The 24202-nt window shown below is 64.5% G+C and carries 21 protein-coding genes; 11 read left to right on the forward strand and 10 right to left on the reverse strand.

The genetic code is table 11. From position 1 onward, the window contains the following. The first annotated feature begins 26 nt into the window (after positions 1-26). Positions 27-863 (forward strand): methyltransferase domain-containing protein, encoded by an 837-nt coding sequence (locus BMI90_RS05610; RefSeq protein WP_078526819.1) that lies wholly within the window; start codon positions 27-29, stop codon positions 861-863. Here BMI90_RS05610 and BMI90_RS05615 read toward each other — a convergent pair whose 3' ends face one another. After that, complete coding sequence (locus tag BMI90_RS05615) at positions 864-2210, reverse strand: trehalose-6-phosphate synthase (RefSeq protein ID WP_078526821.1); 1347 nt, start codon at positions 2208-2210, stop codon at positions 864-866. It abuts the gene before it with no gap. Between the two features lie 2 nt (positions 2211-2212). Beyond that, positions 2213-2953: a trehalose-phosphatase gene (gene otsB / locus BMI90_RS05620; RefSeq protein ID WP_168172723.1), complete on the reverse strand. Its 741-nt coding sequence runs from the start codon at positions 2951-2953 to the stop codon at positions 2213-2215. Between the two features lie 119 nt (positions 2954-3072). On the opposite strand from otsB, the gene hemH reads away from it, so the two are divergent. The 4 genes from hemH to BMI90_RS05640 all read left to right on the forward strand — a co-directional run bounded on the left by hemH (position 3073) and on the right by BMI90_RS05640 (position 6387). Then, the gene (gene hemH / locus BMI90_RS05625) at positions 3073-4128 is read left to right on the forward strand and encodes a ferrochelatase (RefSeq protein ID WP_078526826.1); all 1056 of its coding nucleotides are present in this window, start codon (positions 3073-3075) and stop codon (positions 4126-4128) included. A gap of 62 nt (positions 4129-4190) precedes the next feature. Further along, positions 4191-4874 (forward strand): lysophospholipid acyltransferase family protein, encoded by a 684-nt coding sequence (locus tag BMI90_RS05630; protein ID WP_246831488.1) that lies wholly within the window; start codon positions 4191-4193, stop codon positions 4872-4874. Beyond that, complete coding sequence (locus BMI90_RS05635; protein WP_078526828.1) at positions 4864-5811, forward strand: phosphatidate cytidylyltransferase; 948 nt, start codon at positions 4864-4866, stop codon at positions 5809-5811. Before BMI90_RS05630 ends, BMI90_RS05635 begins: the two co-directional genes overlap by 11 nt. Before the next feature lie 291 nt (positions 5812-6102). After that, complete coding sequence (locus tag BMI90_RS05640; RefSeq protein WP_078526830.1) at positions 6103-6387, forward strand: hypothetical protein; 285 nt, start codon at positions 6103-6105, stop codon at positions 6385-6387. A 75-nt stretch (positions 6388-6462) separates the two neighbouring features. Here BMI90_RS05640 and BMI90_RS05645 read toward each other — a convergent pair whose 3' ends face one another. Further along, complete coding sequence (locus BMI90_RS05645; RefSeq protein WP_078526832.1) at positions 6463-7068, reverse strand: L,D-transpeptidase family protein; 606 nt, start codon at positions 7066-7068, stop codon at positions 6463-6465. Between the two features lie 167 nt (positions 7069-7235). Here BMI90_RS05645 and BMI90_RS05650 point away from each other — a divergent pair, with 167 nt between their 5' ends. After that, complete coding sequence (locus BMI90_RS05650; RefSeq protein WP_078526834.1) at positions 7236-7751, forward strand: CAP domain-containing protein; 516 nt, start codon at positions 7236-7238, stop codon at positions 7749-7751. A 58-nt stretch (positions 7752-7809) separates the two neighbouring features. On the opposite strand, the gene BMI90_RS05655 is transcribed toward BMI90_RS05650, so the two are convergent. The 6 genes from BMI90_RS05655 to BMI90_RS05680 form a co-directional block, all read right to left on the reverse strand. Then, positions 7810-8310 (reverse strand): L,D-transpeptidase family protein, encoded by a 501-nt coding sequence (locus tag BMI90_RS05655; RefSeq protein WP_078526836.1) that lies wholly within the window; start codon positions 8308-8310, stop codon positions 7810-7812. A 62-nt stretch (positions 8311-8372) separates the two neighbouring features. Further along, on the reverse strand, positions 8373-9593 hold the full coding sequence (locus BMI90_RS05660; protein WP_078526838.1) for a class I SAM-dependent RNA methyltransferase: 1221 nt from the start codon (positions 9591-9593) through the stop codon (positions 8373-8375). Positions 9594-9632: 39 nt separating this feature from the next. Then, the gene (locus tag BMI90_RS05665; protein ID WP_078526840.1) at positions 9633-11459 is read right to left on the reverse strand and encodes an ABC transporter ATP-binding protein; all 1827 of its coding nucleotides are present in this window, start codon (positions 11457-11459) and stop codon (positions 9633-9635) included. Positions 11460-11497: 38 nt separating this feature from the next. Further along, complete coding sequence (locus tag BMI90_RS05670; RefSeq protein ID WP_078526842.1) at positions 11498-12631, reverse strand: CCA tRNA nucleotidyltransferase; 1134 nt, start codon at positions 12629-12631, stop codon at positions 11498-11500. Continuing rightward, positions 12628-13224 carry a CoA pyrophosphatase gene (locus BMI90_RS05675; RefSeq protein ID WP_078526844.1) on the reverse strand — a complete coding sequence of 199 codons (597 nt, stop codon included), beginning with the start codon at positions 13222-13224 and terminating at the stop codon, positions 12628-12630. The genes BMI90_RS05670 and BMI90_RS05675 overlap by 4 nt, the downstream gene beginning before the upstream one ends. Beyond that, positions 13217-14233, reverse strand: a complete 1017-nt coding sequence (locus tag BMI90_RS05680; RefSeq protein ID WP_078526847.1) for an Hsp33 family molecular chaperone HslO — start codon at positions 14231-14233, stop codon at positions 13217-13219. Before BMI90_RS05680 ends, BMI90_RS05675 begins: the two co-directional genes overlap by 8 nt. Before the next feature lie 98 nt (positions 14234-14331). Between BMI90_RS05680 and BMI90_RS05685 the strand changes: the two genes are divergently transcribed. From BMI90_RS05685 to BMI90_RS05705, 5 genes are all read left to right on the forward strand, one after another. Next, on the forward strand, positions 14332-14784 hold the full coding sequence (locus BMI90_RS05685; RefSeq protein WP_078526849.1) for an NUDIX hydrolase: 453 nt from the start codon (positions 14332-14334) through the stop codon (positions 14782-14784). Between the two features lie 187 nt (positions 14785-14971). Continuing rightward, on the forward strand, positions 14972-18124 hold the full coding sequence (locus BMI90_RS05690; protein ID WP_078526852.1) for an Ig-like domain-containing protein: 3153 nt from the start codon (positions 14972-14974) through the stop codon (positions 18122-18124). A 15-nt stretch (positions 18125-18139) separates the two neighbouring features. Next, positions 18140-19480 carry a TolC family protein gene (locus BMI90_RS05695; RefSeq protein ID WP_078526854.1) on the forward strand — a complete coding sequence of 447 codons (1341 nt, stop codon included), beginning with the start codon at positions 18140-18142 and terminating at the stop codon, positions 19478-19480. A gap of 81 nt (positions 19481-19561) precedes the next feature. Then, complete coding sequence (locus BMI90_RS05700; protein ID WP_078527259.1) at positions 19562-21733, forward strand: ATP-binding cassette domain-containing protein; 2172 nt, start codon at positions 19562-19564, stop codon at positions 21731-21733. Beyond that, on the forward strand, positions 21730-22902 hold the full coding sequence (locus tag BMI90_RS05705) for an HlyD family efflux transporter periplasmic adaptor subunit (RefSeq protein ID WP_078526856.1): 1173 nt from the start codon (positions 21730-21732) through the stop codon (positions 22900-22902). Before BMI90_RS05700 ends, BMI90_RS05705 begins: the two co-directional genes overlap by 4 nt. On the opposite strand, the gene BMI90_RS05710 is transcribed toward BMI90_RS05705, so the two are convergent. Next, positions 22869-24164: a SpoIIE family protein phosphatase gene (locus BMI90_RS05710; RefSeq protein ID WP_348638922.1), complete on the reverse strand. Its 1296-nt coding sequence runs from the start codon at positions 24162-24164 to the stop codon at positions 22869-22871. The two genes, BMI90_RS05705 and BMI90_RS05710, sit on opposite strands and share 34 nt — an antisense overlap. Positions 24165-24202: the final 38 nt, after the last annotated feature.

The raw sequence follows: 24202 nt of genomic DNA on the forward strand, positions 1-24202 counted from the left end.
GAACAGAGTTAAGGATTGCCCCCGACATGGATACGCCGCCCCTTCTCACCGACCGCGAGGCCCTGATCCGCCATCGCCAACGCGCCGCCCGCGCGCCCGAGCTGTTTTTGCACGAGGATGCGGCGGCCGAACTCGATGAAAGGCTGCAAGAGGTTAACAGAACCTTTACGGCGCCGGCCCTGATTGCGGCTTTTCCCGAACCGTGGCTCGAGATCCTGCCGAATGCCAAAGTGGTGTCCGACGACGAGGTGCTCGATCTCGAAGAGGGCGCGCATGATCTCGTCGTTCATGCGATGGGGCTGCATTGGGCGAATGACCCGGTCGGGCAGATGGTGCAGGCGGCACGCGCGCTCAAGCCCGATGGGCTGTTCCTTGGCGTGATGTTCGGCGGGCAGACCCTGACCGAACTGCGCGCGGCGCTCGCGCAGGCCGAAGCGGCGATCACCGGCGGGTTGAGCCCGCGCGTTCTTCCGATGGGCGAGATCCGCGATCTCGGCGCGCTGATCCAGCGAGCGGGGTTTGCGCTGCCGGTGGCAGATGCGGTGACGCGCAAGGTGACTTACGAGACGCCGCTCCGGCTCCTGTCGGATCTGCGTGCGATGGGTGAGACCAATGCGCTGGCCTCGCGCAACCGCCGTTTCCTGCGTCGTGACGTGCTGGCCGAGGCGCTGCGCCTCTATGTCGAGACCTATCAGGAAACTGACGGAAGGGTGCGCGCGACCTTCGAGATGGTCTGGCTCACCGGCTGGAAACCGCATCCCGACCAGCCCAAACCGTTGCGCCCGGGGTCGGCCGCACAGCGACTCGCCGATGTGCTGGGCACGATGGAATTGCCGACGGGCCAGAAGCCGGGGCAGCCCTGATCAGCCCAGAGCGGTCAGGAACGCATTCGACCACCAATGCACATCCTGACGGGTCAGCCCGTCGAGCAGCGCACGGTGGCGCTCGCGCCGCTCGCCCCGCGACATCATCAGCGCGGTGAGCATCGATGTCGCCATCTGTTCGGTGTCATGCGGGTTGACCAGAAGCGCTTCGGTCATCTGCTCGGCCGCGCCGGCGAATTGCGACAGGATCAGAACGCCGGGGTCGTCGGGGTTCTGGGCCGCGACGAACTCTTTCGCCACGAGGTTCATCCCGTCCATCAGCGGCGTGACCAGCGCGACCTGGGCGGCGCGGTAGAGACCGGCCAGCACCTCGCGCGGGATAGGGCGGTTGATGAAGCGGATCGGCGCCCACTGGATGTCGGCGTATTGGCCATTGATGCGGCCCGAGAGGTGCTCGGTCTCTTCGCGGATGTCGTCATAGGCCTGCACGCCTTCGCGCGTCGGCGGCGAGATCTGCAGTAGCGAGACATGGCGATGCCATTCTTCGTGCCGCTCGAGGAACTCGCCGAAGGCGCGGAAGCGATGCGGGACGCCCTTGGAATAATCCAGCCGGTCGACGCCGATCATCAGGTTGCGGTTGGGCTTGAGGATGCCAGAGGGAAGTTTGGCGATCTCGCGCTCCGCCAACTCGGTGAATTCGGCGGTGTCGATACCGATCGGGAAGGCTGCGATTCGACACTGTCTCGGCGAAAGATGGATGAAACCGTTGCCCAGATCGCTGCCTTCGCCGATCTCCACCATCGAGGCGAGACAGGCGCGCACGTCGCGCTCGGCCTGCAGACCGACGAGGTCGTAATTCGACAGCCACTGGCAGATCTCGCGTCCGTTGGGGAGGGCCTGCATCGAGATAGGGCCGGGGAAGGGCGTGTGCAGGAAGAAGCCGATCGGGTTCTGGAGCCCGAGCACGCGCAGCTCGTAGGCGAGCGGGAGCAGATGGAAATCATGCACCCAGATCCGGTCGTCGGGCTGGATCATCGGTGCGATCAGTTTCGCGATCCGCCGGTTCACCTGCTTGTAGGTATTCAGATAGTCCTGGTGGATTTCCATCAGGTCGGTGCGGCCGTGAAAGAGCGGCCAGAGCACCGAGTTCGAATAGCCCGCGTAATAGTTCTCCTGCTCTTCCTCGGTCAGGTCGAAGCAGAAGCGTTTGAAAGGTCCGCCCTCGATCTCGCGCAGGCAGGTGTCGGGCTTCTCGGCGATCTCGCCGGAGGTGCCGATCCAGATCCCGCCGGTTTCGCTCAGCACGTCTCCGAGCGCCACGACGAGCCCTCCCGAGGGGTTCGCCCCGGTCGGAATTCGGTTCGAAAGGCAAATCAGTCGACCCATGCTCACTCCTCCACCGCAGCGGCGAGCCAGTCCCGGATGTCGCTCGGCTCTGCCAAGTGATAGCGCGCGGCGCTTTTCCCGTCACCGATCTTGATGCCGTAGCCGCCATGGGCCTCGGCCCAGGCAAGCGCGGGTTCGTCGGTGGTGTCGTCGCCCGCATAGACCGGCATGCGGCCTGAAAACTGCGGAAGCTGTGTCAGAAGGACGAGCGCGCCATCCTTGGAAAACCCGTCCGGACGCAGTTCCACCGCCATCTTCGCGGGCTGGATCGCAAAGGCCGGGAAGCGCTCGGCCAGGGTTTCGGTGAAGGCCTCGACCTCGGGCTGGCGCGAAGGATCGGCGCGGAAATGGAGCGCGCCGCCATGGCTCTTTTTCTCGAATAGAAGACCCTGTTGCTGCGCAAAATGATCCATCTCGGTTTGAAGCGCTGCCAAATCGTCGGGGCTTTCCTCAAGCGGGGGCGTCATGCCGCGCGCCTCTGCACCGTGGCTTCCGATCATCAGCCCGTCATACCCGAGAAGAAAGCGCTCCAGTTCGTGCAATGAGCGACCGGAGACCACGGCGAGCGCGCCGCCCAATTGAGCGGAAAGACGGGCGAGCACTTGGGGCAGGCTTTCGGGGATCACCACCGCGTCGGGACGCGGCGCGATATCGACCAGACAGCCGTCGAAATCGAGAAATAGCGCGTCCCCGTCGGGATCGAGCGCGGGCGGGGCCGGTTTCTTGCCGGTCAAGTCATCCATTGCCATGTGCAGAACGTAAGTGATCCTGTCCCGGTTGAATAGGCCGCATTGGCACTGATCGGGAAACCCGTTAAGTCGGGTCTAGGTTCCGCTGAAAAAGACGACAGGACAGTGACAAGATGACGAAAGACGCAAATCCGCGCCTCGCCCATGCCCCCGCCGATCACCCGCCCGTCCCCGAGGCGAAGATCGGTCTGCTCGTCGCCAACCTCGGCACACCCGACGCCACCGACTACTGGTCGATGCGGCGCTATCTCAACGAGTTCCTCTCGGACAAGCGCGTGATCGACTATCCGGCCTGGAAATGGCAGCCGCTGCTGCAACTGATCATCCTGTCGAAGCGTCCGTTCACTTCCGGCGCGAACTACAAGATGATCTGGAACAACGAGGCCAATGAGAGCCCCTTGATGACGATCACCAAGCAGCAGGTCGCCAAGCTGCGTGATGCGGTCTCGGCGCGCTATGGTCAGGAAGTGATCGTCGATTACTGCATGCGCTACGGCAACCCTTCGACCTTCGACGTGGTCGACCGGATGGTGAAGCAGGGCTGCGAGAAGATCCTGTTCGTGCCGCTTTACCCGCAATATGCGGGCGCGACCTCCGCCACCGCGAATGACCAGTTCTTCCGTGCGCTGATGAAGCAAAAGCGCCAGCCCGCCGCCCGCGTGGCCCCGGAATATTTCGACAAGCCGTCCTATATCGAGGCGCTCGCGCAATCGGTGGAGCGTGTCTATTCCACGCTCGACGAGAAGCCCGACGTGCTCGTGGCCTCCTATCACGGGATGCCGCGTCGCTACCTGATGGAAGGCGACCCCTACCATTGCCAGTGCCAGAAAACCTCGCGCCTGCTGCGCGAACGGCTCGGTTGGGACAAGGACGGGATCGACACCACCTTCCAGTCGGTCTTCGGCACCGAGGTCTGGCTGAAACCCTACACGGTCGAGCACGTCGCCGAGCTTGCCAAGCAAGGCAAGAAGAACATCGCCGTCATCTCGCCCGCCTTCAGCGCCGATTGCATTGAGACGCTCGAAGAAATCAATGGCGAGATCCGCGAGGCCTTCGAGGAAGCGGGCGGAGAGAAATTCACCTATATCCCCTGCCTCAACGACGACGATCTGCATATCACGGCGCTGATGGAAGTGGTCGAGGAAAACCTCGCAGGCTGGATTGCTTGACGCTTGAACTGACGTAACGTCTCGGGTCTGCTGGCGCCTGAAAGGCTACGCAGGGTCGGGACGTGACGACAGCAAGAGACGCAGGCAAGGCAGGTGGGATCCTGCGCCGGATCGCGGCGCGGATCACCGGGTTGGCGATCGCGCTTTTTGCGCGGTTCATCACCTCGCCGCGTGTCTATTACGCCGCCCCGCCCCATCCCGACCGGCAAACCGTCTATTTCGCCAATCACCGTTCCAATGCGGATACGGTTCTGATCTGGACGGTCCTCGGGGCCGCGACGCGGGCGCACACGCGCCCGGTTGCGGCGGCCGATTACTGGCTGAAATCGCCTCTGCGGAAGTTCGTCGGGCTCGATGTGTTCAACGTCATTCCGATCGAGCGCCTTCGCGAAAATCGTACCGAGAACCCGGTGGAGAAGATGCTCGCAGCGCTCGAAACCGGTGCGTCGCTGATCATCTTTCCCGAGGGTCGGCGCAATGAGAGCGAGGCGCCTTTGCTGGAGATGCGCCCCGGCATCTATCATCTCGGGCAAGCGCGACCCGAACTCGAATTCGTTCCGGTCTGGATCGAGAACCTCAACGGCGTGCTGCCGCGTGGCTCGATCATTCCGGTGCCGCTCTTGTGCACATTGACCTTCGGCGCGGCGCTGAGGGTGGAACCCGGCGAGAGCCGCGACGCTTTCATGGCCCGCGCCCGCGCGGCGCTTCTCGCGCTTGCCTCCGAGGAGGTGCGCGATGGATCCTGACCTGATCCGCATCTTCGGCGGGCTGTTTCTCGCGCTGCTGGCGGCGACGCTGGGCGGGCAGTTGCTACGCTGGCAATTCTCGCGCGGTGGTGGCCCGGCGGTGATCGAGAGGCTCAACGCGCGTATCCGCGGGTGGTGGGTGATGATCGTATTGCTCGCGATCACGTTCATGCTCGGCAAGGGCGCGGTCGTTTGGCTCTTCGCGTTCGCCTCTTTCAGCGCCCTGCGCGAGTTTCTGACACTCACCCGTCGCAGCCGCGCGGATCATTCGGCGCTGGTGGCGAGTTTCTTTGTCGTGCTGCCGATCCAGTATATCGCGGTCTGGCGGGACTGGTACGGGTTCTACGCGATCTTCATCCCGGTCTATGCCTTCCTCGGTCTTCCGATCCTCTCGGTTATCCGCGCACGCATTGATCACTACCTCTCCCGCGTCGCGCAGACCCAGTGGGCACTGATGATCGCTGTCTTCTGCATGAGCCACGTGCCCGCGCTTCTGGTGCTGCGGATCCCGGGATACGAGGATCGGTCGCTGATGCTGATCGTCTTCTTGCTGATCGTCGTGCAATCGGGCGACTTGCTGCAATTCGTCTGGGACAGGCTTTTGGGCCGGCGCGAGATTGCGCCCGAGGTGTCACGCTCGAAGACTTGGGAGGGGTTTGCGGGCGGCGTGCTGAGCGCAAGCCTGATCGGGGCCGCTCTCTACTGGATCACGCCATTCACGCCCCTCCAGGCCTGGGGGATGGCTCTGGTGATCGCCGGGATGGGGATCTTCGGCAGGCTGGTGATGTCGGCGATCAAGCGCGAGCGCGGGGTGAAGGAATGGGGGCATCTGATCGAGGGCCAGGGTGGCGTGCTCGATCGTCTCGATTCCGTCGTATTCGCCGCGCCGGTGTTCTTCCACCTGACGCGGTTCTTCTGGCAATCGATGCCGGGATGATCCGCCAAGGCGCTGCGCGTCTTGCAAAGTGCAGGGCCAGATGGGGCAGGATTTGGCGACGATAGGCTCTATCTCTGCGTGAAATCGGCTGTTCGGCTCGGTTCCACTCGGCAAAACCGGCGAAAACCTGCCGAAAATCGTCGCTTTTCCGAACGTCTTCGCAATATGCGACATCCCGCCTCACGGTCTCGTAAGACGCGGCCCCCTATCTTCTGCGCGGGGGCAAGGGATGCCGCGAGGTATCCCGGCACCGCGGCAACGTCCGGGGTGTACGAAGCAGAAAGGACGAAAATGAAGAAGACACTGGTGATGGCCGTTGTGGCGGCTCTCTCTGGCGGAGCGGTCTGGGCCGGTCACGCAAACCCTTGGGCGACCGAGGAAGATGACCTGCTGATGCAGAACCACGAGGAGAACCTTGCGCAGTCGGTCGACACACCCGGCGAGGACGAGATGCTCGGCGTCATGGTGCAAAGCGCGCATGGCAAGCTGGATGGGCTCTCTGACGGCTCGAATGGCGGTTTTGCCGAGCACTCGCGCGGTGACTCCAACGGTGGTGGCAAGGGCGGCACTCAATGAGATCCTCAAGCCGGCAATAAAAGACCCCCGGGGCGTGTGGCACCGGGGGTCTTTTATTGTGAACTTTCGCGCGGGTCAGATCAGCAGAACTTGCGTGCCGATCTTGGCGTAGCCGAACAGCTCCTGGATGTGTTCGTTGTAAAGGCCGATGCAGCCGTTCGAGCTCTTGCGGCCGATCTTGCGCGTGTCGTGGGTGCCGTGGATGCGGTAATATTTCCACGACAGGTAAAGCGCGTGGGTGCCCAACGGGTTATCGGGGCCCGGCGGCACGAAATCGGGCCATTCGGGATTGCGTTTCTTCATCGACGGGGTCGGCGCCCAGCTTGGGCCCTCGACTTTGCGGATCACCTCGGTGCGCCCGCGCCGGGTCAGCTCCTCCGAGACCGGGACAGAGGTCGGATAGAGCCGGTAGATCGACTGATCCTCGGACCAATAATGCAGGGCGCGCGAGCCGGTATCGACGAGGATCGCGCCATTGCGCAGGTTCGAGAAATAGGGCTGCCATTCGCGGTTCAGGAAACCCGAGATGTTGCGGCGCTGGTTGGTGTAGCCGTCAGTCTCGTATTGCACGACCCCGGCATCGGGGGTCTGCGCCTGCGCGGGCAGCGCCAGGCCTGCGCCGAGGCAGGCTGCACCGCCAAGAAAGGTGCGGCGATCAAAGGTGGTGCGTTTACTGGACATATCGCGCTCCGAAAACACGGGTTTTCAATCGACGTAAATATAGTGTGAGCACCGACGCCCTGCAAATCAAAGATCCTGCGGTGTGCCTGCGCCGCTACAGAGGGGTTTGCGCCTGCACAAGCAAGCGTGTAAAGCAGTCGGACAGGTCAACAAAGGGCTGACAAAAGATGTTGCGCGCCACTGCATTTGCGTTTTCCGCCGTTCTGGCTCTGGCAGCCTGCCAACCGACGAACCAGCAAGCGCCGGTCGGGGCCGACGGGCTCCCGCTTCCGAAGGTTTACAATATCACCGCGCGCGATGCGGCCGTGATCCCGCAGCGCGTTCTGGAATCCGTCAACTCCTTGCGCTCTGTACGAGGTCTCGCACCGCTGAGCCTGAATGACGCTCTGACCACCGCAGCTCTGGCGCACTCGAAGGACATGGCGGCGCAGAACCGTCCCTGGCATTGGGGTTCCGACGGCTCCTCGCCGCGTGACCGCGTGGCGCGCGCCGGCTACATGGGCACCTATGAGGGTGAGAACCTCTCGGAAACCTATGAAACCGAGATGGAAACCCTCTCGAGCTGGATGTCCAACGAGGTTACCCGCGACGTGATCCTCGATCCGCGCGCGACGCAGATGGGCTTCAGCTGGTATCAGGAGCCGTCGGGCAAGATCTGGTGGACCATGGTGACCGGCAGCTGAGTCTGCGCTCACCGATCGCCAGCAAGGAAAAAGGGCCCCGCGCGGGGCCCTTCGCATGTCAGGGGAAGATGAAGATCGGTGTGCCGTCCTGCACCATCGCGTAGATTTCCCGGATCTCCTTGTCCTTCACGGCGATGCACCCGGCCGTCCAGTCGCGCCCGAGCCCCTTGTTCTTGCCATCGCGGCCGTGAATGAAGATGTCGCCACCCGCTTGCTTGCCTTGCGATTGCGCATAGGCGACCTGCTGCGGGTTCGGATAGCTGATCCCGATCGATAGGTAATAGGCCGAGTTCGGGTTGCGCCGGTTGATGTAATAGAGCCCTTCGGGCGTCTTGCCGTCACCTTCGAACTGCTTCGGGCCGATCGGATCGCCGCCGAGGCCAATCTTGTATTTCTTCAAAACCTCATCGCCATGGAGCAGATACATCATCCGGTTGGTCTTGAAGACCTGGATCTGCGTCACAACGGGGCCGTCATAGGTGATGAATTTGCCGGAATCGCCGCAAGCTGCGAGCGAGGCAAGGGCGCATCCGCCCAGAAGGAGGGTTCGACGGTTCATGATAAGCCTGTTCACGGGTCACTGCTCTTTTGCCCCGTTCTACCTGATTTCGGCCGCCCCTTCTAGCGGGTGAAGAGCGCCGCAAGCTCGACATGAGCGGAAAAGCGGAACTGATCGACCACGAGTAATTTCTCGAGCGTGAAGCCCGCGTCGAGAAGCGTCTCGGCGTCGCGCGCAAAGGTGACCGGGTTGCAGGAGACGTGGACCAGGCGTGGCAGTGGGGAGGATGCGATCTCGTCGACTTGGGCTTGTGCGCCAGCGCGGGGCGGGTCGATCACCACGGCGTCGAACTTCGCCAGCTCGTCGGGCAAAAGCGGCCTGCGAAACAGATCGCGGGTTTCGGTCGTGACCCGGTGCAGCCCCTGCGCCTGTCGCCATCCCTGATCGAGCGCGTCCGTCATCGCGGCCGATCCCTCGACCGCATGAACCTCCGCCTGTTCGGCCAGAGGCAGTGCGAAGGTTCCACAGCCCGCGAAAAGATCGGCGACGTGCTGGGCCGAGCCCACGGCGGCTTTGGCAAAAGCCACCAGCGCCGCCTCTCCGTGATGGGTCGCTTGCAGGAAAGCCCCCGGTGGCGGCACGACCTGCGCCTTGCCGAACTGCTGGATCGCGGGTCGACGCGCCGCGATCACCTCGGCATTCCAGCTCAGCCGTGCCAGATCATACTGGCGCGCCAGACCGCTCAAAGTCTCGAACTGTGCTGGATCAGGGTCTTTTCCGCCCGATGCGGCTATCTCTAGTCCGGCCTCCGACAGCGTCACCGCGAAAGCTATCTCGCCCTTGCGCGAGCCCGCCAGCGCGGTCGCCTCATGCAGCATCGGGACGATGGACAGCAACTCGCGCCGCAGGATCAGGCAATTCGGGATCTCGACCACCGTATCGGAGGCGCGGGCGTGAAACCCGACCAGCGTGCCTTTCTTGGTGCGCCGCCCCGAGAAGGTTGCGCGACGCCGCGACTGCAGAGGCGAGGTTGCGATGGTCATTTCGGGCACTGCCAGACCGCGCGCGATCAGGGCCTGACGCACGACATCCATTTTCCACGCGGCAGTGAAACCTTCCGAGGCATGCTGCATCACGCAACCGCCGCAGGACCGATAATGCGGGCAAGGTGCCTTCACGCGTTCCGGCGAGGGGATGATAATCTTTGGCTGGGCAATGCGCCCGTCCACCACATCGCCCTCAACCACTTCAGCCGGCAGCGCCATCGCGACATGCACGGTCCCATCGGGGCCACGCGCTACGCCATCGGCATGCAGGGACAGACGTTCAATCTCGTAATTCATGCGATCCCTCTACCCGTGCCAGCGCGGTCTGAGAAGACCCTATTCCGCCGCATCTTCGGCCTCGTCGCACAGCAGGAAGCCCCCCGATTGCCGCGCCCAATAGCGCGCATAAAGCCCGTTCTGCGCAAGCAGCTCCTCGTGACTGCCCTCTTCCACAATCCGACCCTCGTCCAGAACCACGATCCGGTCCATTTCGGCGATCGTGCTCAGCCGGTGCGCAATCGCCAGAACCGTCTTGCCAGCCATCACCCGGTGCAGCGCGCTCTGGATCTGCGCCTCGACCTCTGAATCGAGCGCCGAGGTCGCCTCGTCCAGAACCAGGATCGGTGCATCCTTCAGGAAGGCGCGGGCCAGCGCGATCCGCTGCCGCTGCCCGCCGGAAAGCTTCACGCCACGCTCGCCCAGCTTTGCCTCGTATCCGCGATTGCCTGCGTGATCGACCAGCTCTCGAATGAACCCATCCGCCTCGGCCTGCCTGGCGGCTGCGATCAGCTCCGCCTCGCTGGCATCGGGGCGGCCATAGAGAATGTTCTCGCGCGCCGAGCGGTTGAACATCGCGGTCTCCTGCGTGACCATCGCGATCTGCTGGCGCAGGCTCTCCTGCGTGACCGTGCGAATATCCGTCCCGTCGATGAGAACGGCACCTTTTTCGGCGTCATAGAGTCTTAAAAGCAGCGAAACGAGAGTCGATTTTCCCGCCCCCGACGCGCCGACGATGCCGATCCGTTCACCGGCCCGGATCGTCAGGTCGATCCCCTCGACGCCGCCGCTTTGCCGCCCATAGGCGAAATCGACATGGTCGAAGCGGATCTCACCCGTCACGCGGCCGAGGTCGCGCGCGTCCGGCGCATCTTTCAGCCCATAGCCGCGCGCCAGCGTCCGCATCCCGTCCTCGACCTCGCCGATATGGGTCCAGAGCCCCATCAGCGCGGTCGACACCCAGCCCGACATCTGAGCCAGACGGATCGCGATGGCCCCGGAGGCCGCGATGTCGCCCGCGCTCGCCGCGCCTTGCGACCAGAGCAGGATCGCCCCGCCGACCAGCATCACAGGCAACACGCCGGAATAGGCCATCTGCACCGTGCGATAGGTGGCCGAAATGCGGCCGAAAGACACTGTTGCTGCCCGAAACCGCTCCATCGCGCCCAGAGCGGCGCGGTCCTCGTGCTCGGCGTGGGCGAAGAGTTTGACCGTCTTGATATTGGTGATCGTGTCTACGACTTGCCCCGTCACCATCGCCCGTGCCGAGGCCCGGGCCTTGGAGCGGCCACGCACTTTCGGCAGAAAGGCCCGGATCAGAAAGCCCAGGCCGATCGCCCAGAGCACAAGGCCAAGCGCGCCCCAGCGGTCGATCCCGAGAAGAAGCAGTACCGAGCCCAGCACGGAGGCCGCGGCAAAAAGTGCGGTGTTGATCGTCTCGGCCACGGTATCGGTCACGGCGCGCGCGGTTTGCATCTGCTTTTGCGCGATGCGGCCTGCGAAATCGTTGTCGAAGAAGGTCACGTCTTGCCCCATCGTCCAGCGATGCAGGCGCGAAAGCACCAGCGGCAGAACGTTGGGGAGGATCAGCAGGTTTGTGCTCGCAGAACTGGCGGCGAAGGCAAGTGGGCGCAGGACCAGGTAAAAACCGATGAAAAGCGCGAGCAGCCCCGCATTTTCGGCCAGCACCCGTTCCGGGGCGGAGGAAAGTGCGGCGTCGATCACGCGGCCAAGAAGCCAGGCGGAGACGACCTCCATCGAGCCTGCCAGCACCGAGGCGAGGCCCGCCACCGTCATCACCTTGCCCGCGCCCGAGAGGCACCAGCGCAGGAATGCGCCCAGCGTTTGTGGTGGGGGTCCGGAGGCTTCGCGGAAGGGGTCTATCATCAGCGTCTCGCTTTCATCCCCAAATATAGACCTGAGGCTCAGCCGAGCAACGCCTCGCGGCTCAGGGTGAAGCCAGACGCGATCCAGCGGGTTTCGAGCTCGCGAAGCCGATCCCCGAGCGCTTTCCCCTGATAGGCGGGCATCAGATCGGCGGCGGCGATGGGAAATCGCTGTTTCGCGCCGGAACAGACCCTGTCTTGCCAATCGTCGGGCATCTCCTGCCCCATCACGGCGTGGCGCAGCAGCAAGGCGTCGGCTCCGGTTTCGATCCCGTAGCGATACCCCAGAACCTCTGGCGCGTCGCCGGTTGCAAGCGCTTCTCGCAGCGCCTCGAGCCGGCGCGTGTCCTTGTTCGACAGGCGCAGGCGCTCGGCCACGTTTTCGCCGCCCAGGGCCGCGAGGCGGCGGATCGCGTCCGCTGGCCGGTCTTCGAGGTGGACCAGCGGCGCAAGTGCCGTCGCATCAGCCCCGGGCAGAACTGCCGCAAGAACGCCGCTCTGTGCCATTGCCGCGACGGCGAAGGACGGGTCGGGCGCGGCCAGCAACTTGCGCATCTCCGCACCGACGCGCTCGCGCGAAAGCGTCTCTATTCCGGCGATATTCGCGGCACAGGCGGCGAGCCCGTCTGCATCGAGATCGCGGCCATACCAGGCGGTGAAACGGAAGAAACGCAGGATGCGCAGGTAATCCTCGCGGATGCGTTCTTCAGCCTCGCCGACGAAACGGACATGGCGCGCCTCGAGATCGGCCATCCCGGTGCCGAGCGGGTCGATCACCTCCCCATCGGCGCGGGCATAGAGCGCGTTCATGGTGAAATCGCGCCGTGCGGCGTCCTCGGCCATGTTGTCCGAGAAGGCGACCGTCGCGTGGCGGCCATGCGTCTCTACATCGCGGCGAAAGGTGGTGATTTCGTGCGGGTAGTGATCGGAGACGACGGTGATCGTGCCGTGGTCGATCCCGGTGGGCACAGGCTTCAGATCGGCCGCCTTGGCAAGCTCGATCACCCGCTCGGGCAGCGCATCGGTGGCAATGTCGATATCATGGACGGGCTGGTCGATCGCGCCGTTGCGCACGCAGCCACCCACGAGATAGGCCTGATGCCCCCCCGCCTCGAGCATCGCCAGCACGCGCTGGGTATGCGCGGCCTCGATCCAGTCTCCGGTCAGTTTCATTGCGCCATCCGGTCCGCCAATGACCGCAATATACGCGCGGTGGCGCCCCAGATGTAATAGGGCCCGTAGGGCGCCACGAAATAGCTGCGCCGCGTGCCGCGCCAGCGGCGGGATTCGGTGCGGAAATTGCTTGGGTCGGCGACATGGGAGAGCGGCACGGTGAAAGCCTCGGCCACTTCGCCAGCCTCGGGGATGACCTCGAAGGGGGTATGGATCCGGGCGAGCACCGGGGTCACGAGGAAAGAGGTCACCGTTTCATGCGGATCGAGTGTGCCGAGGATTTCGACATTGTCCCCCGGCAGGCCGATCTCTTCGCGTGCTTCACGGAGCGCGGCACTCACGGGGCCGTCATCTTCCGGGTCGACCTTGCCGCCGGGAAAGGCGATCTGGCCGGGATGGTGGCGCAGATGCGAGCTTCGCTTGGTCAGATGAAGCCGGGGTTCGCCCTTGAAACAATCGAAAGCCACCAGCACACCGGCCGGGCGCAGCTTCCGGTCCTCGGGCAGGACGATGTCGGGGTTCAGGTCATAGTCGGATGAAGGCCGCCCCGGTCTCGCCAAGGCGGCCAGAACCGGGGCGAGCGGATCACTCATCCGACGCCTCGCGCGGCGTTCCGTCGGGGTTCTTCTGCGCCTCGAAGCCGAGCGTCAGCGGATCGAACTCGTAATGCGCGCCGCAGAACTGGCAATCGGCCGTGACCTTGCCGTCATCGGTGGTCATATGGGCGATGTCGCGTGCCGAGTAGATCGAGAGCGATTGGCGCACGCGATCGGCCGAGCAGGTGCAGCCGAATTCCACCCGCTGCGGATCGAAGACGCGCGGGGCTTCCTCGTGGAACAGACGCACCAACAGCTCGGTCGGCTGCACGGTGGGGCCGATCAGTTCCATATCCTCGACCGTGTCGAGCAGGATATTCGCACGTGCCCAGTTCTCACCTTCCTCGCCATCGAGAATGTCGTCGGCGGTCAGCAGCCCCAGATCGCCCGACCCGTCTTTCGCCGCGAAGGGCGAGGCGGGCGGCATGTGCTGGAGCATGACGCCCCCGGCGCGCCAGCTCTCGCCCTGACCGGGCAGGATCGAACGCCCGAAGGAGAGCGAGAACCGCGTCGGCAACTGCTCGGATTGGGCGAAATAGGCTTCGGCGCAGGCACGCAGCGACCCTTCGCTGAGCGGCGTGATGCCCTGATAGGGTGTGGTGCCCTTGCCCTGGTCGATGAGGATCGCGAAATAGCCTTTTCCGATCTGCTCGAACGGGTCCGCCTTGGGGTTGAGCCGCTCGGGGTCGAAGCTCGCCCAGGCGCGGATGCGGGCGGGCGCGCCATCCTTCTCGGGGGCGTAGTAATCGGTGGCGATGATCCGGATCGGGCCGTTGCCGCGCACCTGAAGCGAGAGTTTCCAGCGCAGCTTGATGGTCTGGCCGATCAGTGCGGTCAGCAGCGCGGCCTCGGCGACCAGCATCTCGACGGCGCGGGGGTAATCATGTTGCGACAGGACGTTGTCGAGCACGCCATCGAGGCGCGCGACGCGACCGCGGATATCCGAGCGGTCGAGCTGGAACGGCAGAACGGTATCGTCCCACGCGATTTGGGATAGCTTGGACATGGTGCTCCTGAGGGGCTCCTTGGGGGTTTTCGGGCAGCGCGGAGCCTGCCATACAGCCCCAATATAGGCGTCGCAACCACAGACCCAAGGGTGAGCGCATGATCGCACGGTTCGGAGAGACGGTGAAGCAGGGCCAGAGCTATACGCTGCGGCCCGGCGCCTATGCGGTTCTGATCCGTGGCGGGCGTGTGCTGGTGACCTTTCAGGAAGCGCCGGTGCCCGAGTTCCAGTTGCCAGGGGGCGGCATCGACCCCGGCGAGAGTCAGATCACCGCTCTGCATCGCGAAGTCTATGAGGAGACCGGTTGGTCGATCGGGAACCTGCGGCGACTGGGAGCCTATCGCCGGTTCACCTACATGCCGGAATACGACATGTGGGCGGAAAAACTCTGTTCGATCTGGATGGCGCGGCCCGTTCTCTGTCGGGGAGCGCCGACCGAGCCCGGACACAGCGCGTATTGGATGGACCCGACCGAAGCCATTGATCTTCTTGCAAATGATGGCGACCGGGCTTTCTTGATTCGCGTTTTGCAAAATTTCTCGCAAAAGTGACACAACTTTTGGTAGCGCAAAGGCGCCTCGGCGCAACCTTAGTACAAAATTGCCCTGATCGATGAAATTTTCCTAGCTTTGACAGGCGATTGTCGTTTATTCGGTCTTAAATAAATAAATGAGATCACCTTTTAGTGATCAGAGCTGGACGACCAATAAGTCCGGCCTACGAGGCGGAGCGAGTATAATGGTAAAGTCGGTTGACTTTGCCCTGCGCGATAGCGCGGGCACGGTAATCTACGGTTCGGTTTCCGGTGACGCTGCCGGAGAGTTCATCCAGGTTGGCGCTGGCGAGGACGTCTCGCTCAACCTGCGCAAAGCCAACATCCTCAAATATGAGAAACTCGACGGCGATCTGGTCGTGACGCTGGCTGATGGTCGCACGATCACGCTGCAAGGGTTCTTTCTGGCGCCCGAGGGTCAGGAGAACACGCTGCTGATTTCGGCAGATGGCCAGATCCAGCAGGTCGTTCTCGAGGATATGGGCAGCGGCGTGCTCTTCGCCTCCTATGGGGAACCGGAACTCTCCGACGACAAGTGGAGTCCGAACGACCGTCTGGCCTTTCTCGAAGGCGACGCGATTCTCGCGCCAGTGGCCGAGGATGACACGACCGGCATGGCGGCTTTCGCGCCCGCTCTTCTGACAGGGGTCGGCGGCGGCGGTCTCGCTGCGGCGGGCGTGGCCGGTGCGACGCTTCTCGGCGGTTCGGGTGGTTCGAGCGGCAGCGCGCGGATCGAGCCCATGGTGGACGATCCCTCGAGCGAGGCGGCGCTGAGCACGCAGAGCGCAACTCAGGAAGCCGTGGTTTCGGGCACGGGTGAGCCGGGCTCGATGGTGACGGTGACGCTTGGCGATCAGAGCCAGAGTGTCGAAATCGGCTCGGGCGGCACCTGGAGGGTGATGTTCAGAGGCGAAACACTTCCCTCCGATGGCAATCACGAAGCGCTTGTCGTGGCGACCGCGCCGGACGGAACCGAATATACGCTCGACGGGCCGGGTTTCCTGATCGACATGACGCCGCCCGAGGTCGCGATCACCGAGGGTGCGAGTTCGACCGGCGATATCGAGAACCTGCTCGATTATGCCGACGGGATCACGGTCTCTGGCGGGGGTGAGCCGGGAGCCGCGATCACCGTCGAGGTCATGGGTCAGATGCAATCCACCACGGTTGGCGCGGATGGCAGCTGGACGGTGACCTTCGGGCAGGACCAGCTTCCGGGCGGGACCTACGAGGCCGCGATGACGGTCACCGCGACCGATGCGCTGGGCAATGCCACGACCCTCACCGATACGCTCGTCGTCGACACCGAGGCCCACCCGATCAGCTTCGATACGGTTGCGGGCGATGACGTGGTCAACCTTGTCGAACAGCAGGGCGGTGTGACGATCACGGGCCAGTCCACGCCGGGCGCGCAGATGGTGATCTCGCTGGGAGGGGTGGACCTGCCCGCGACGGTCGATGCGAGCGGCCAATGGTCCGTCACCTTCACGGCGGCGCAGATCGGCACCGGCGAGCGCGAGTTGGATTTCACCGCGACGACTACGGATGCGGCAGGCAATGTCTCGACGCAGAGCCATGTGGTGCAGCTCGACACGGTGGGTCAGGTCGCCTTCACGGGCGCCCCGATCACCGCAGACGATGTGATCAACGCGCAGGAGTCCGGTCTCATTACCCTGAGCGGCACCGCGGAACCGGGCACGCAATCGGTGGTCGTGAGCTTCGCCGGCCAAACCTACCCCGCGACAGTTGCCGCCAATGGCAACTGGAGCGTCGACGTCACCGGTGCAGCGTTGGCCACCGGCACCTACGAGGCGCGCGTCACCGCGGTCGATGCGGCGGGCAACACCTCTTCGGCGATGCGTTCGGTGACCGTCGATCTGGAGACCGATGTCGCGGTTGATGACGGGCAGGCGGGCGGCGACGATCTGCTCACCGCAGCCGAGGCGGCCTCCGGGCTTACCATCACCGGCAGCGCCGAGGCAGGTGCGACGGTTCAGGTGAGCTTCGAAGGCGTGACGCGCAGTGTTCAAGCCGATGGCTCGGGCAATTGGAGCGCCACCTTCACCGCCGCCGAAGTGCCTGCGGGCACCTATGATGCGACGGTCAACGTCCTCGCCACCGATCTCGCGGGCAACAGCGCGCAGGCGAGCCACGTGATCCATGTCGATACCGAGGTGCAGAACCTGACCCATGCCACCCCCACACCGAACGCGATTGTCGCGGATGGCATTGTCAATGCGGCGGAGTCGGCGGACGGGTTCGTGGTGACCGGCACCGTCGAGGCAGGTAGCACGGTCACCGTGCAGCTTGGCTCGGGCGTGACGATCACGGCCACCGTCAACGGCACGAGCTGGAGCGCGACGATTCCCGCCTCGGCCTTGCCGGGAGAGGAAACCCAGCAAGTCCTCAGCGTTCGCGCCACCGATGCGAATGGCAACATGGCGCTCCAGCAGAGCGTGATCACCTTCGATCCGCTGGTACGCGACTTCGCGATCACCAGTGATGTCGCCAGCGATGGCATCGTCAATGCCGAGGAGGCCGCGAGCGGCTTCGCGATTTCCGGCACCGTCGAGCCGGGGGCAACGGTGCAGGTCGTGCTTGCCAATGGCGTGTCTCGCACGCTCGTTGCAGGGGCGGACGGGCAATGGAGCGCGCAGTTCAGCGGCGCGGACCTTCCCGATGCCGAAGGCACCATGAGCTATCAGGTCTTCGCGACGGATCTGGTGGGCAATGATTCTCACACCGACGGCAGCTTCGATTACGATCTGATCGCGCCGGAATCGCCCGATATCATCGGGTTCTCGCGTGTCGAAAACGGGCTCGTGGGGCTCCTTCTCGAACATAGCGAAGATCCGCTGGACTTCTCTGCGGTCGATGCGGATGGCGTGGTCTCCGAGGTCGTGCTCGATGGCGCGCCGATCGAGCGCAGCGCCTACACCGCATATGATTTCCAGAGCACGGTTCCGAACGGTTCCTACCTCGTCGTCTCGGATACGGATGCGGCGGGTAACGAGTCGGCGACGCTGCTCGTGGTCGACAACCACGCGGCGGTGACGGTGGATCTCGACCGCGCGGGCCTGTCGGAGTTCGATTTCGCCGAGATCGACCTGGCCTTCGCCCCTGAGGCAGATCTCACGATCACCGAGGCGCAGATCAAGGCGCTTACCGGGTCAAACAACACCATCGCGATCGAGGGCAACGACAACGATCACGTCACCGCTCTGGGCGCGCTGGACACCGGATTGACCACCACGTTCGACGGGCATGACATGAGCATCTACACGCTCGGCGACGCGACCCTGCTGATAGATGACGAAATCACCAACGTGACGATCTGACGGAGGGCAGGGAGTATGCGTCGGACCCAGCTCGTTCTCGATCACCGCTGCGCTCTTCGCGTGACGATGCTGCTTGCCGGCGCGGTCCTTCTGTCTGGGTGTCTGGCCGATGGCGTCCCTTTCCCGACCCGCAACGCAGTAGATCCCGCCACTGCGCCGCTCGCGGCTGGAAGCGTGCGCGAACCCGGCACCGATGCGCAAAGCTCGGCTCTGATCGCCGATCTCGCGGCGCGCCGGTCGATCCTGCCCGCCACCGGCCCCTATGCCGAGGTCGCGCAGGCGGTGCTCGATCATTCTGCCGGGGCGGCCCAGGCGGAGTTGCGGGTCGCGCGTCTGACGGCGCAGGCGAAGTCGAAAAACTGGTTGCCTCAGATCGGGCCGAGCGTGAGCCTGTCCAGTCTCGGCGATCTCGTCACCCAGCTGGTGATGGAGCAGGTGATCTTCGACAACGGCGCGAAGAAGGCCGAACGCGATTTCGCGGCCGCTGATGTCGAGGTCGCGGCTGTGGGGCTCTCGCAGGAGATGAACGACACAGTCCATGACGGGCTGAAATTCTACGTCTCGGGGCTCAAGGCCGAGGCTCAGGCCGAGGTTGCGAGCGCGAGCGCCCGCCAGCTCTCCGAGTTCGAGCGCATCCTGCGCGAACGTGCGAAGGGCGGGCTTTCGGATCTTTCCGAGGTCGGGTTCGTCGCGCAGAAACGCCACGAGGCCGAGGCCGAGGCGCAGGCTGACCGGCAGGCGGCGCAGGCCGCAAGGGCGCAGCTCGCGACGATGACCGATCGGCCGCTCGATCATCTTGCGGGCCTTTCTTCCGTGGCGCTTCCCCCGAGCGCGCCTGAACCGCTCGCGGTCAAGCGCGCCGAGGGCGAAGCCGCGCGGGCCCAGGCAGAGGCGCAGCTTGCCAGGGCGGGCCATCTTCCGGGCCTCGGGCTGCGCGCGGGTGCAGGCGAGGGCAAGCCGACGCTCGGTGTGAATATGGGTATGACTCAGATGCTGGGCTTTGGCCGGGGCGACACGCTCGCCGCGATCGACGCCGGGGCCGAGGCGGGACAGGCGCGCGTTGCGAAGGCGCGACAGGATGGGGCCCGCACCCTGTCGGCGCTTCAGGCCCGGCTGGCCGATCAGCGCGCGCGCGAGGCACGCGATGCCGCCCTTGTCGAAGAGGCAGAGTCGGGGCTGGAACTGTTCAAACGGCAATACAAGATGGGACGCCGCCGCCTGATGGAGCTGGTCGGCAATTACGAAAGCTATGCCGCGATGAAGCGCGCGCAGGTCGGGTTGCGCTACGAAATCTCCCTGACCGAGCTGGAGATCGCGCGGGTGCAGGGGCTTCTGGTCGATGGAAGCCGGATATGAGGAGGTGGCAGGCGGGTGAGTGATCGCGTCATCGCGTTTGACATCAACGCCGCCCGCGTGAGCGGGGCGGCCGATGGAGTCATGCCGCGTGCCGCCGTAGCCCCCGCTGAACCCGGCCCCGATGAGCGTCTTGCCCGGGTGAGGGCGCGCGCCGAACTGGCCAGCGCCTATGCAGGGCTTCTGGGCACGGAATTGCCCGCATCGGACGTGCTCGAACAGATGCTGCTCGCGATTGGAGAGGCCACCGAAAGCGGCGCCACGATCACCCCCGAGAGCATCGCCGCGGTGCTGCGTGTCGCCGGACTGACGGCCTCGGTCGACACGATCGATACGCTCAGCCCCGGCCAGTGGCCCGCGCTCGCGCAGATGGCGAACGGGCAGATGGTGCTGGTCGCCGCGCAGGAGGGCGACAGCCTTTTCATCTATGACAAGACCTGCCCCGATCAGCGCGCCGAAGTGCCGCTGTGCGAGTTCTCCCCGCATTTCTCGGGCCGGATCATTCGCGCGCGCACCTCGCTGCGCCAGCTCGAAGAGCGCCATATCGGCGAAGACACCAAAGGCCATTGGTTCTGGGGGGCGTTTCGCACGCAACGCCGCGCCTTTGCCGAGGTCGCGTTGGGCTCGCTCTTTGCCAACATCCTTGCGGTGGCGGTCGCGTTGTTCTCGCTTCAGGTCTATGACCGGGTGATCCCGCATCAATCCGAAAGCACGCTTTGGGTACTGGCACTTGGTGCGGGGCTCGCGCTGGTGCTGGAGATGGGGCTGAAGCTCGCGCGCTCCGGCCTGATGGATCTCGCCGGGCGGCGGATCGAGCTCTCGGTGCAAGGCCTGCTGATGGATCGCCTTCTGGGAATGAAGGCGGCGCCTGAGAAGCGCGCACCCAGCCAGCTTTTCGCCGCGATGCGCGAGTTTTCCTCGGTACGTGAGTTCTTCACCGCCTCGACCATCGGCACGCTGGCCGATATCCCCTTTCTCTTCGTCTTCCTGATCCTCGTCGCCTCGATCGGCGGCCCGCTGGTCTTCGTGCTGATCGCGGGGGCGGTGCTGATGGTGGTGCCGGGGTTGTTCCTGCAAAAGAAGATGGTCGCGCTGAGCCAGTCGACGCAAGGCGCCTCGAGCCGCGCGAGCCGCCTGTTGCATGAAGCGATCTACGAGCATGAGACCGTCGCCACCACGCGTGGCGCGGATCGGATCAAGCGGATCTGGGAAGAACTGACGACCCTTTCGGCGGTAAAGAGCTCCGAGCAGCGCAAGCTTGCCTCGGCGCTGACGTACTGGGCGCAGATGATCCAGCAGGGCACCTATATCGCTGCCGTGGTGATCGGTGCCTACATGGTGTTCGCAGGCGAATTCACCGTCGGTTCGATCATCGCCATCGGCATCCTGACCTCGCGCACGCTTGCGCCGCTGACGCAGCTGGCGGGGACGCTCGCGCGCTGGTCGAACGTGAAATCGGCTCTGGTCGGGCTCGATGCGATCGCGGAGGCCGAGCAGGTCCAGAGCGTTGGTCGCCGGTACCTGCGCGCGGAGACGCTGCGCGGCGCGTTCGAGCTGCGCCATCTCGAATTCCGTTATGACCCGGAGGCCGCCCCCACGGTCGAGATCGCGGGGCTTGCGATCCCGCAGGGGCAGCGCGTGGCGGTGCTTGGCGCGAATGGTTCGGGGAAATCGACCCTGCTCAAGCTGCTTGCCGGGCTTTACGAGCCGCAAAACGGGCGGCTCCTGCTCGACGGGATCGATATCGGCCAGATCCACCCGCGCGATCTGCGGCGCAGCGTGGGTTACCTTAGCCAGGACGTGCGGCTTTTCGCGGGCACACTGCGCGACAATCTCAATCTCACCCAGCTCGAACGGGATGACGAACGGCTTTATGCCGCGCTCGACTTCGCGGGGCTGGGGCCGTTCCTGCGCAACCATCCGCGCGGGCTCGACCTGCCGATCCGCGATGGCGGCGAGGGGCTCTCTGTGGGCCAGCGCCAGTCGATCGGCTGGGCGCGGCTGTGGTTGCAGGATCCGCAGGTGGTGATCCTTGACGAGCCGACCGCCGCCCTCGACACCACGCTGGAAACCACGCTGGTCAGCCGCCTGGATGGCTGGCTGGGTGATCGCACCGCGATCATCGCCACCCACCGCGTGCCGATCCTGTCGCTCACTGGTCGTACGTTGATTCTACAAAACGGCCGGTTGGCCGTCGATGGTCCACGCGATGCGGTTCTGGCCCATCTGAACAAGACAAAAGGCGCGCAGGCATGACGACGATCGACCCCGCGGCCCTTCAGGACAGCTCGCGCCGCCTGTCGCTCACGATCTGGATCGTCGTTGCGGCGATCGTGATCTTCCTGCTCTGGGCGTCGATGGCCTGGGTTGACCAGATCGTGCGCGGCCCGGGCGAGATCACCTCCTCGGCCAAGCCGCAGATCATCCAGAACCTCGAAGGCGGGATCCTCGCGGAGCTTTACGTCGGCGAGGGCGATGTGGTCGAGCCGGGGCAGGTCATCGCGCGGCTGCAATCGACGCAATACCAAACCCAGGTTGACGATCTCGAAGATCAGATCGCCACGCTGGAGATCAAGCGCGCGCGTCTCGAGGCGGAGATGGCGGGGCGTGATACCTTCGCGGTGACCGAGGCGCAGCGTGCGTTGGTCCCCGAGATCGTGATCTCGGAAAGCGCGCTTCTCAAGGCTCGGATGGCCGATGTCGCGGCGCGCGCGAAGGGGGCGAAGAACGTCATGGCGCAGGCGCGCGAGGAGCTCGACCTGGTCGAGCGGATGTACAAGAAGGACGTGGCGCCGCTGATCGAGGTGACCCGGGCGCGCAAGACCTTTTCCGACGCCGAACGCGCGTGGCGCGAGATCGGCACGAAGGCCGCGCTGGAACGCGCCGCCGAGCATTCCGACGTTCTGGGCAAGCTTGCCACGCTGCGTCAGCAGCTCAAGCTGGCCGAGGATCAACTCGATCGCACGGTCCTCACCGCGCCGATGCGGGGGGTGGTGAACAAACTGCCGGTGGCGACGATCGGCGGCGTGGTCCGGCCCGGTGAGGAGATCGCGCAGATCATTCCGCTCGACGAGGCTCTGGTGCTCGAGGCGCGAATTACGCCCCGCGACATTGCCCATGTGCAACCCGGACAAGAGGCGACGATCAAGCTCTCGGCCTATGATTACACCATCTATGGCAGCCTGCGTGGCACGGTCGCGCTGGTCTCTGCCGATACGTTCAAGGACGAGCGCAAGCCCGACGGCGATCCGCATTACAAGGTGACGGTGTCGGTCGACCTGACCGACCTGCCCGGACGCCAGAAACAGCTCGAGATCCGTCCCGGCATGCAAGCGGTGGTGGAGCTGCACACCGGCGAGAAGACCGTGCTGCAATATCTGCTCAAGCCGCTCTACAAATCGCGCGATGCTTTGCGCGAACCTTGAGTGCTGCCCGGTCCTCGATACTCGAAGACCGCGACAGAGATATCGTCGGTGATGTCGCCGGCGGTGTAGTCCTCGATCTCCCACAAGATCGCGTCGAGAAAAGAGGGCCCCTCAAGCGAGGAGAATTTGCGCAAGAGCGCGGCGAGCCCGGTCTGGTCGATCATCGCGCCCTTCGGATTTGTCGCCTCCGTGATCCCGTCAGAGATCAGGATGAGCCGGTCGCCGGGCGCGAGCAGGGTTGTGACGGTCGCATAGTCCGCGCCGGGGATCAGCCCGATGGGCAAGCCGCCCTCCCCCAGAAATTCGACCTGTCCGCCGTAGCGCTGCACCACCGGATAGGGGTGGCCCGCCTGCACGAGCTCAACCCGTCCCGTCGCCAGATCGATATCTGCATAGACTAGCGTCAGGTAGCTTTCGGTCTGCATCTCCTCGAGCACGAGATCATTCATCATTCGCGCGACTTCGGCGGGCGGGCGGCTGATGAAACTGTCACGTCCCGTGGAGATCAGGGCGATGTTCTGTGCAGGCCATGTCCCCGAAAGATAGCCCGCCACCCGCGCCATCATCAGCGCCGAGGTAATTCCGTGCCCGGAGACATCAATCCCGTAGAGGCCGACGCGCGTCTCGCCGATCGGAAAGAAACCGACGAGATCGCCCCCCACATGGCCGGTGGGGCGCAGCATCAGCGAGGCCACGCCCGCCCCGAAATCACGATGACGGTCGCGCACGAGGCTTTGCTGGAGTTTGCGCGCCTCTTGCAGGTCGCGCTCGATCACGTCCTGCGCGGCGCGCAATAGATCGTTCTTCGCGCTCAACTCTTCCTGCATCGAGAGGATTCGGCTGCCCGCGCTGAGTCTCGCGCGCAACTCTTCGCCGTTCACCGGTTTGGAAAGGAAGTCATCCGCGCCGCTTTCCAGCCCATGCGTGACGTCGGTCTTCTCGGCCTTTGAGGTGAGCAGGATGAAATAGCCATAACTGCGTCGATCCATCGCCCGAAAAGCCTGACAGAATTCCGGCCCCGTCATGCCGGTCATCATCCAGTCGGAGATCACGATGTCCGGCTCTGTCCGGGTGCAGATCACCAGCGCCTCCTCCGCACTGGCGGCTTCGCTTACCCTATAGCCCGAGCGCGCCAGCTGCGCCGACAGGATGCGGCGTTGCATGCGGCTGTCATCGACCACGAGGACATGGCGCGGCGCTCCCGGCTCGGGGGGAGAGGGGTCGGGAAAGGGAGCGTCATCGCTCGCAGCCATATGGGTCATCCGCTGTCTCACGCCGCTATCAGGCCGTGAGTTTCCCT

The sequence above is a fragment of the Thioclava sp. L04-15 genome, assembly GCF_002020275.1.
Lineage (GTDB): Bacteria > Pseudomonadota > Alphaproteobacteria > Rhodobacterales > Rhodobacteraceae > Thioclava > Thioclava marina.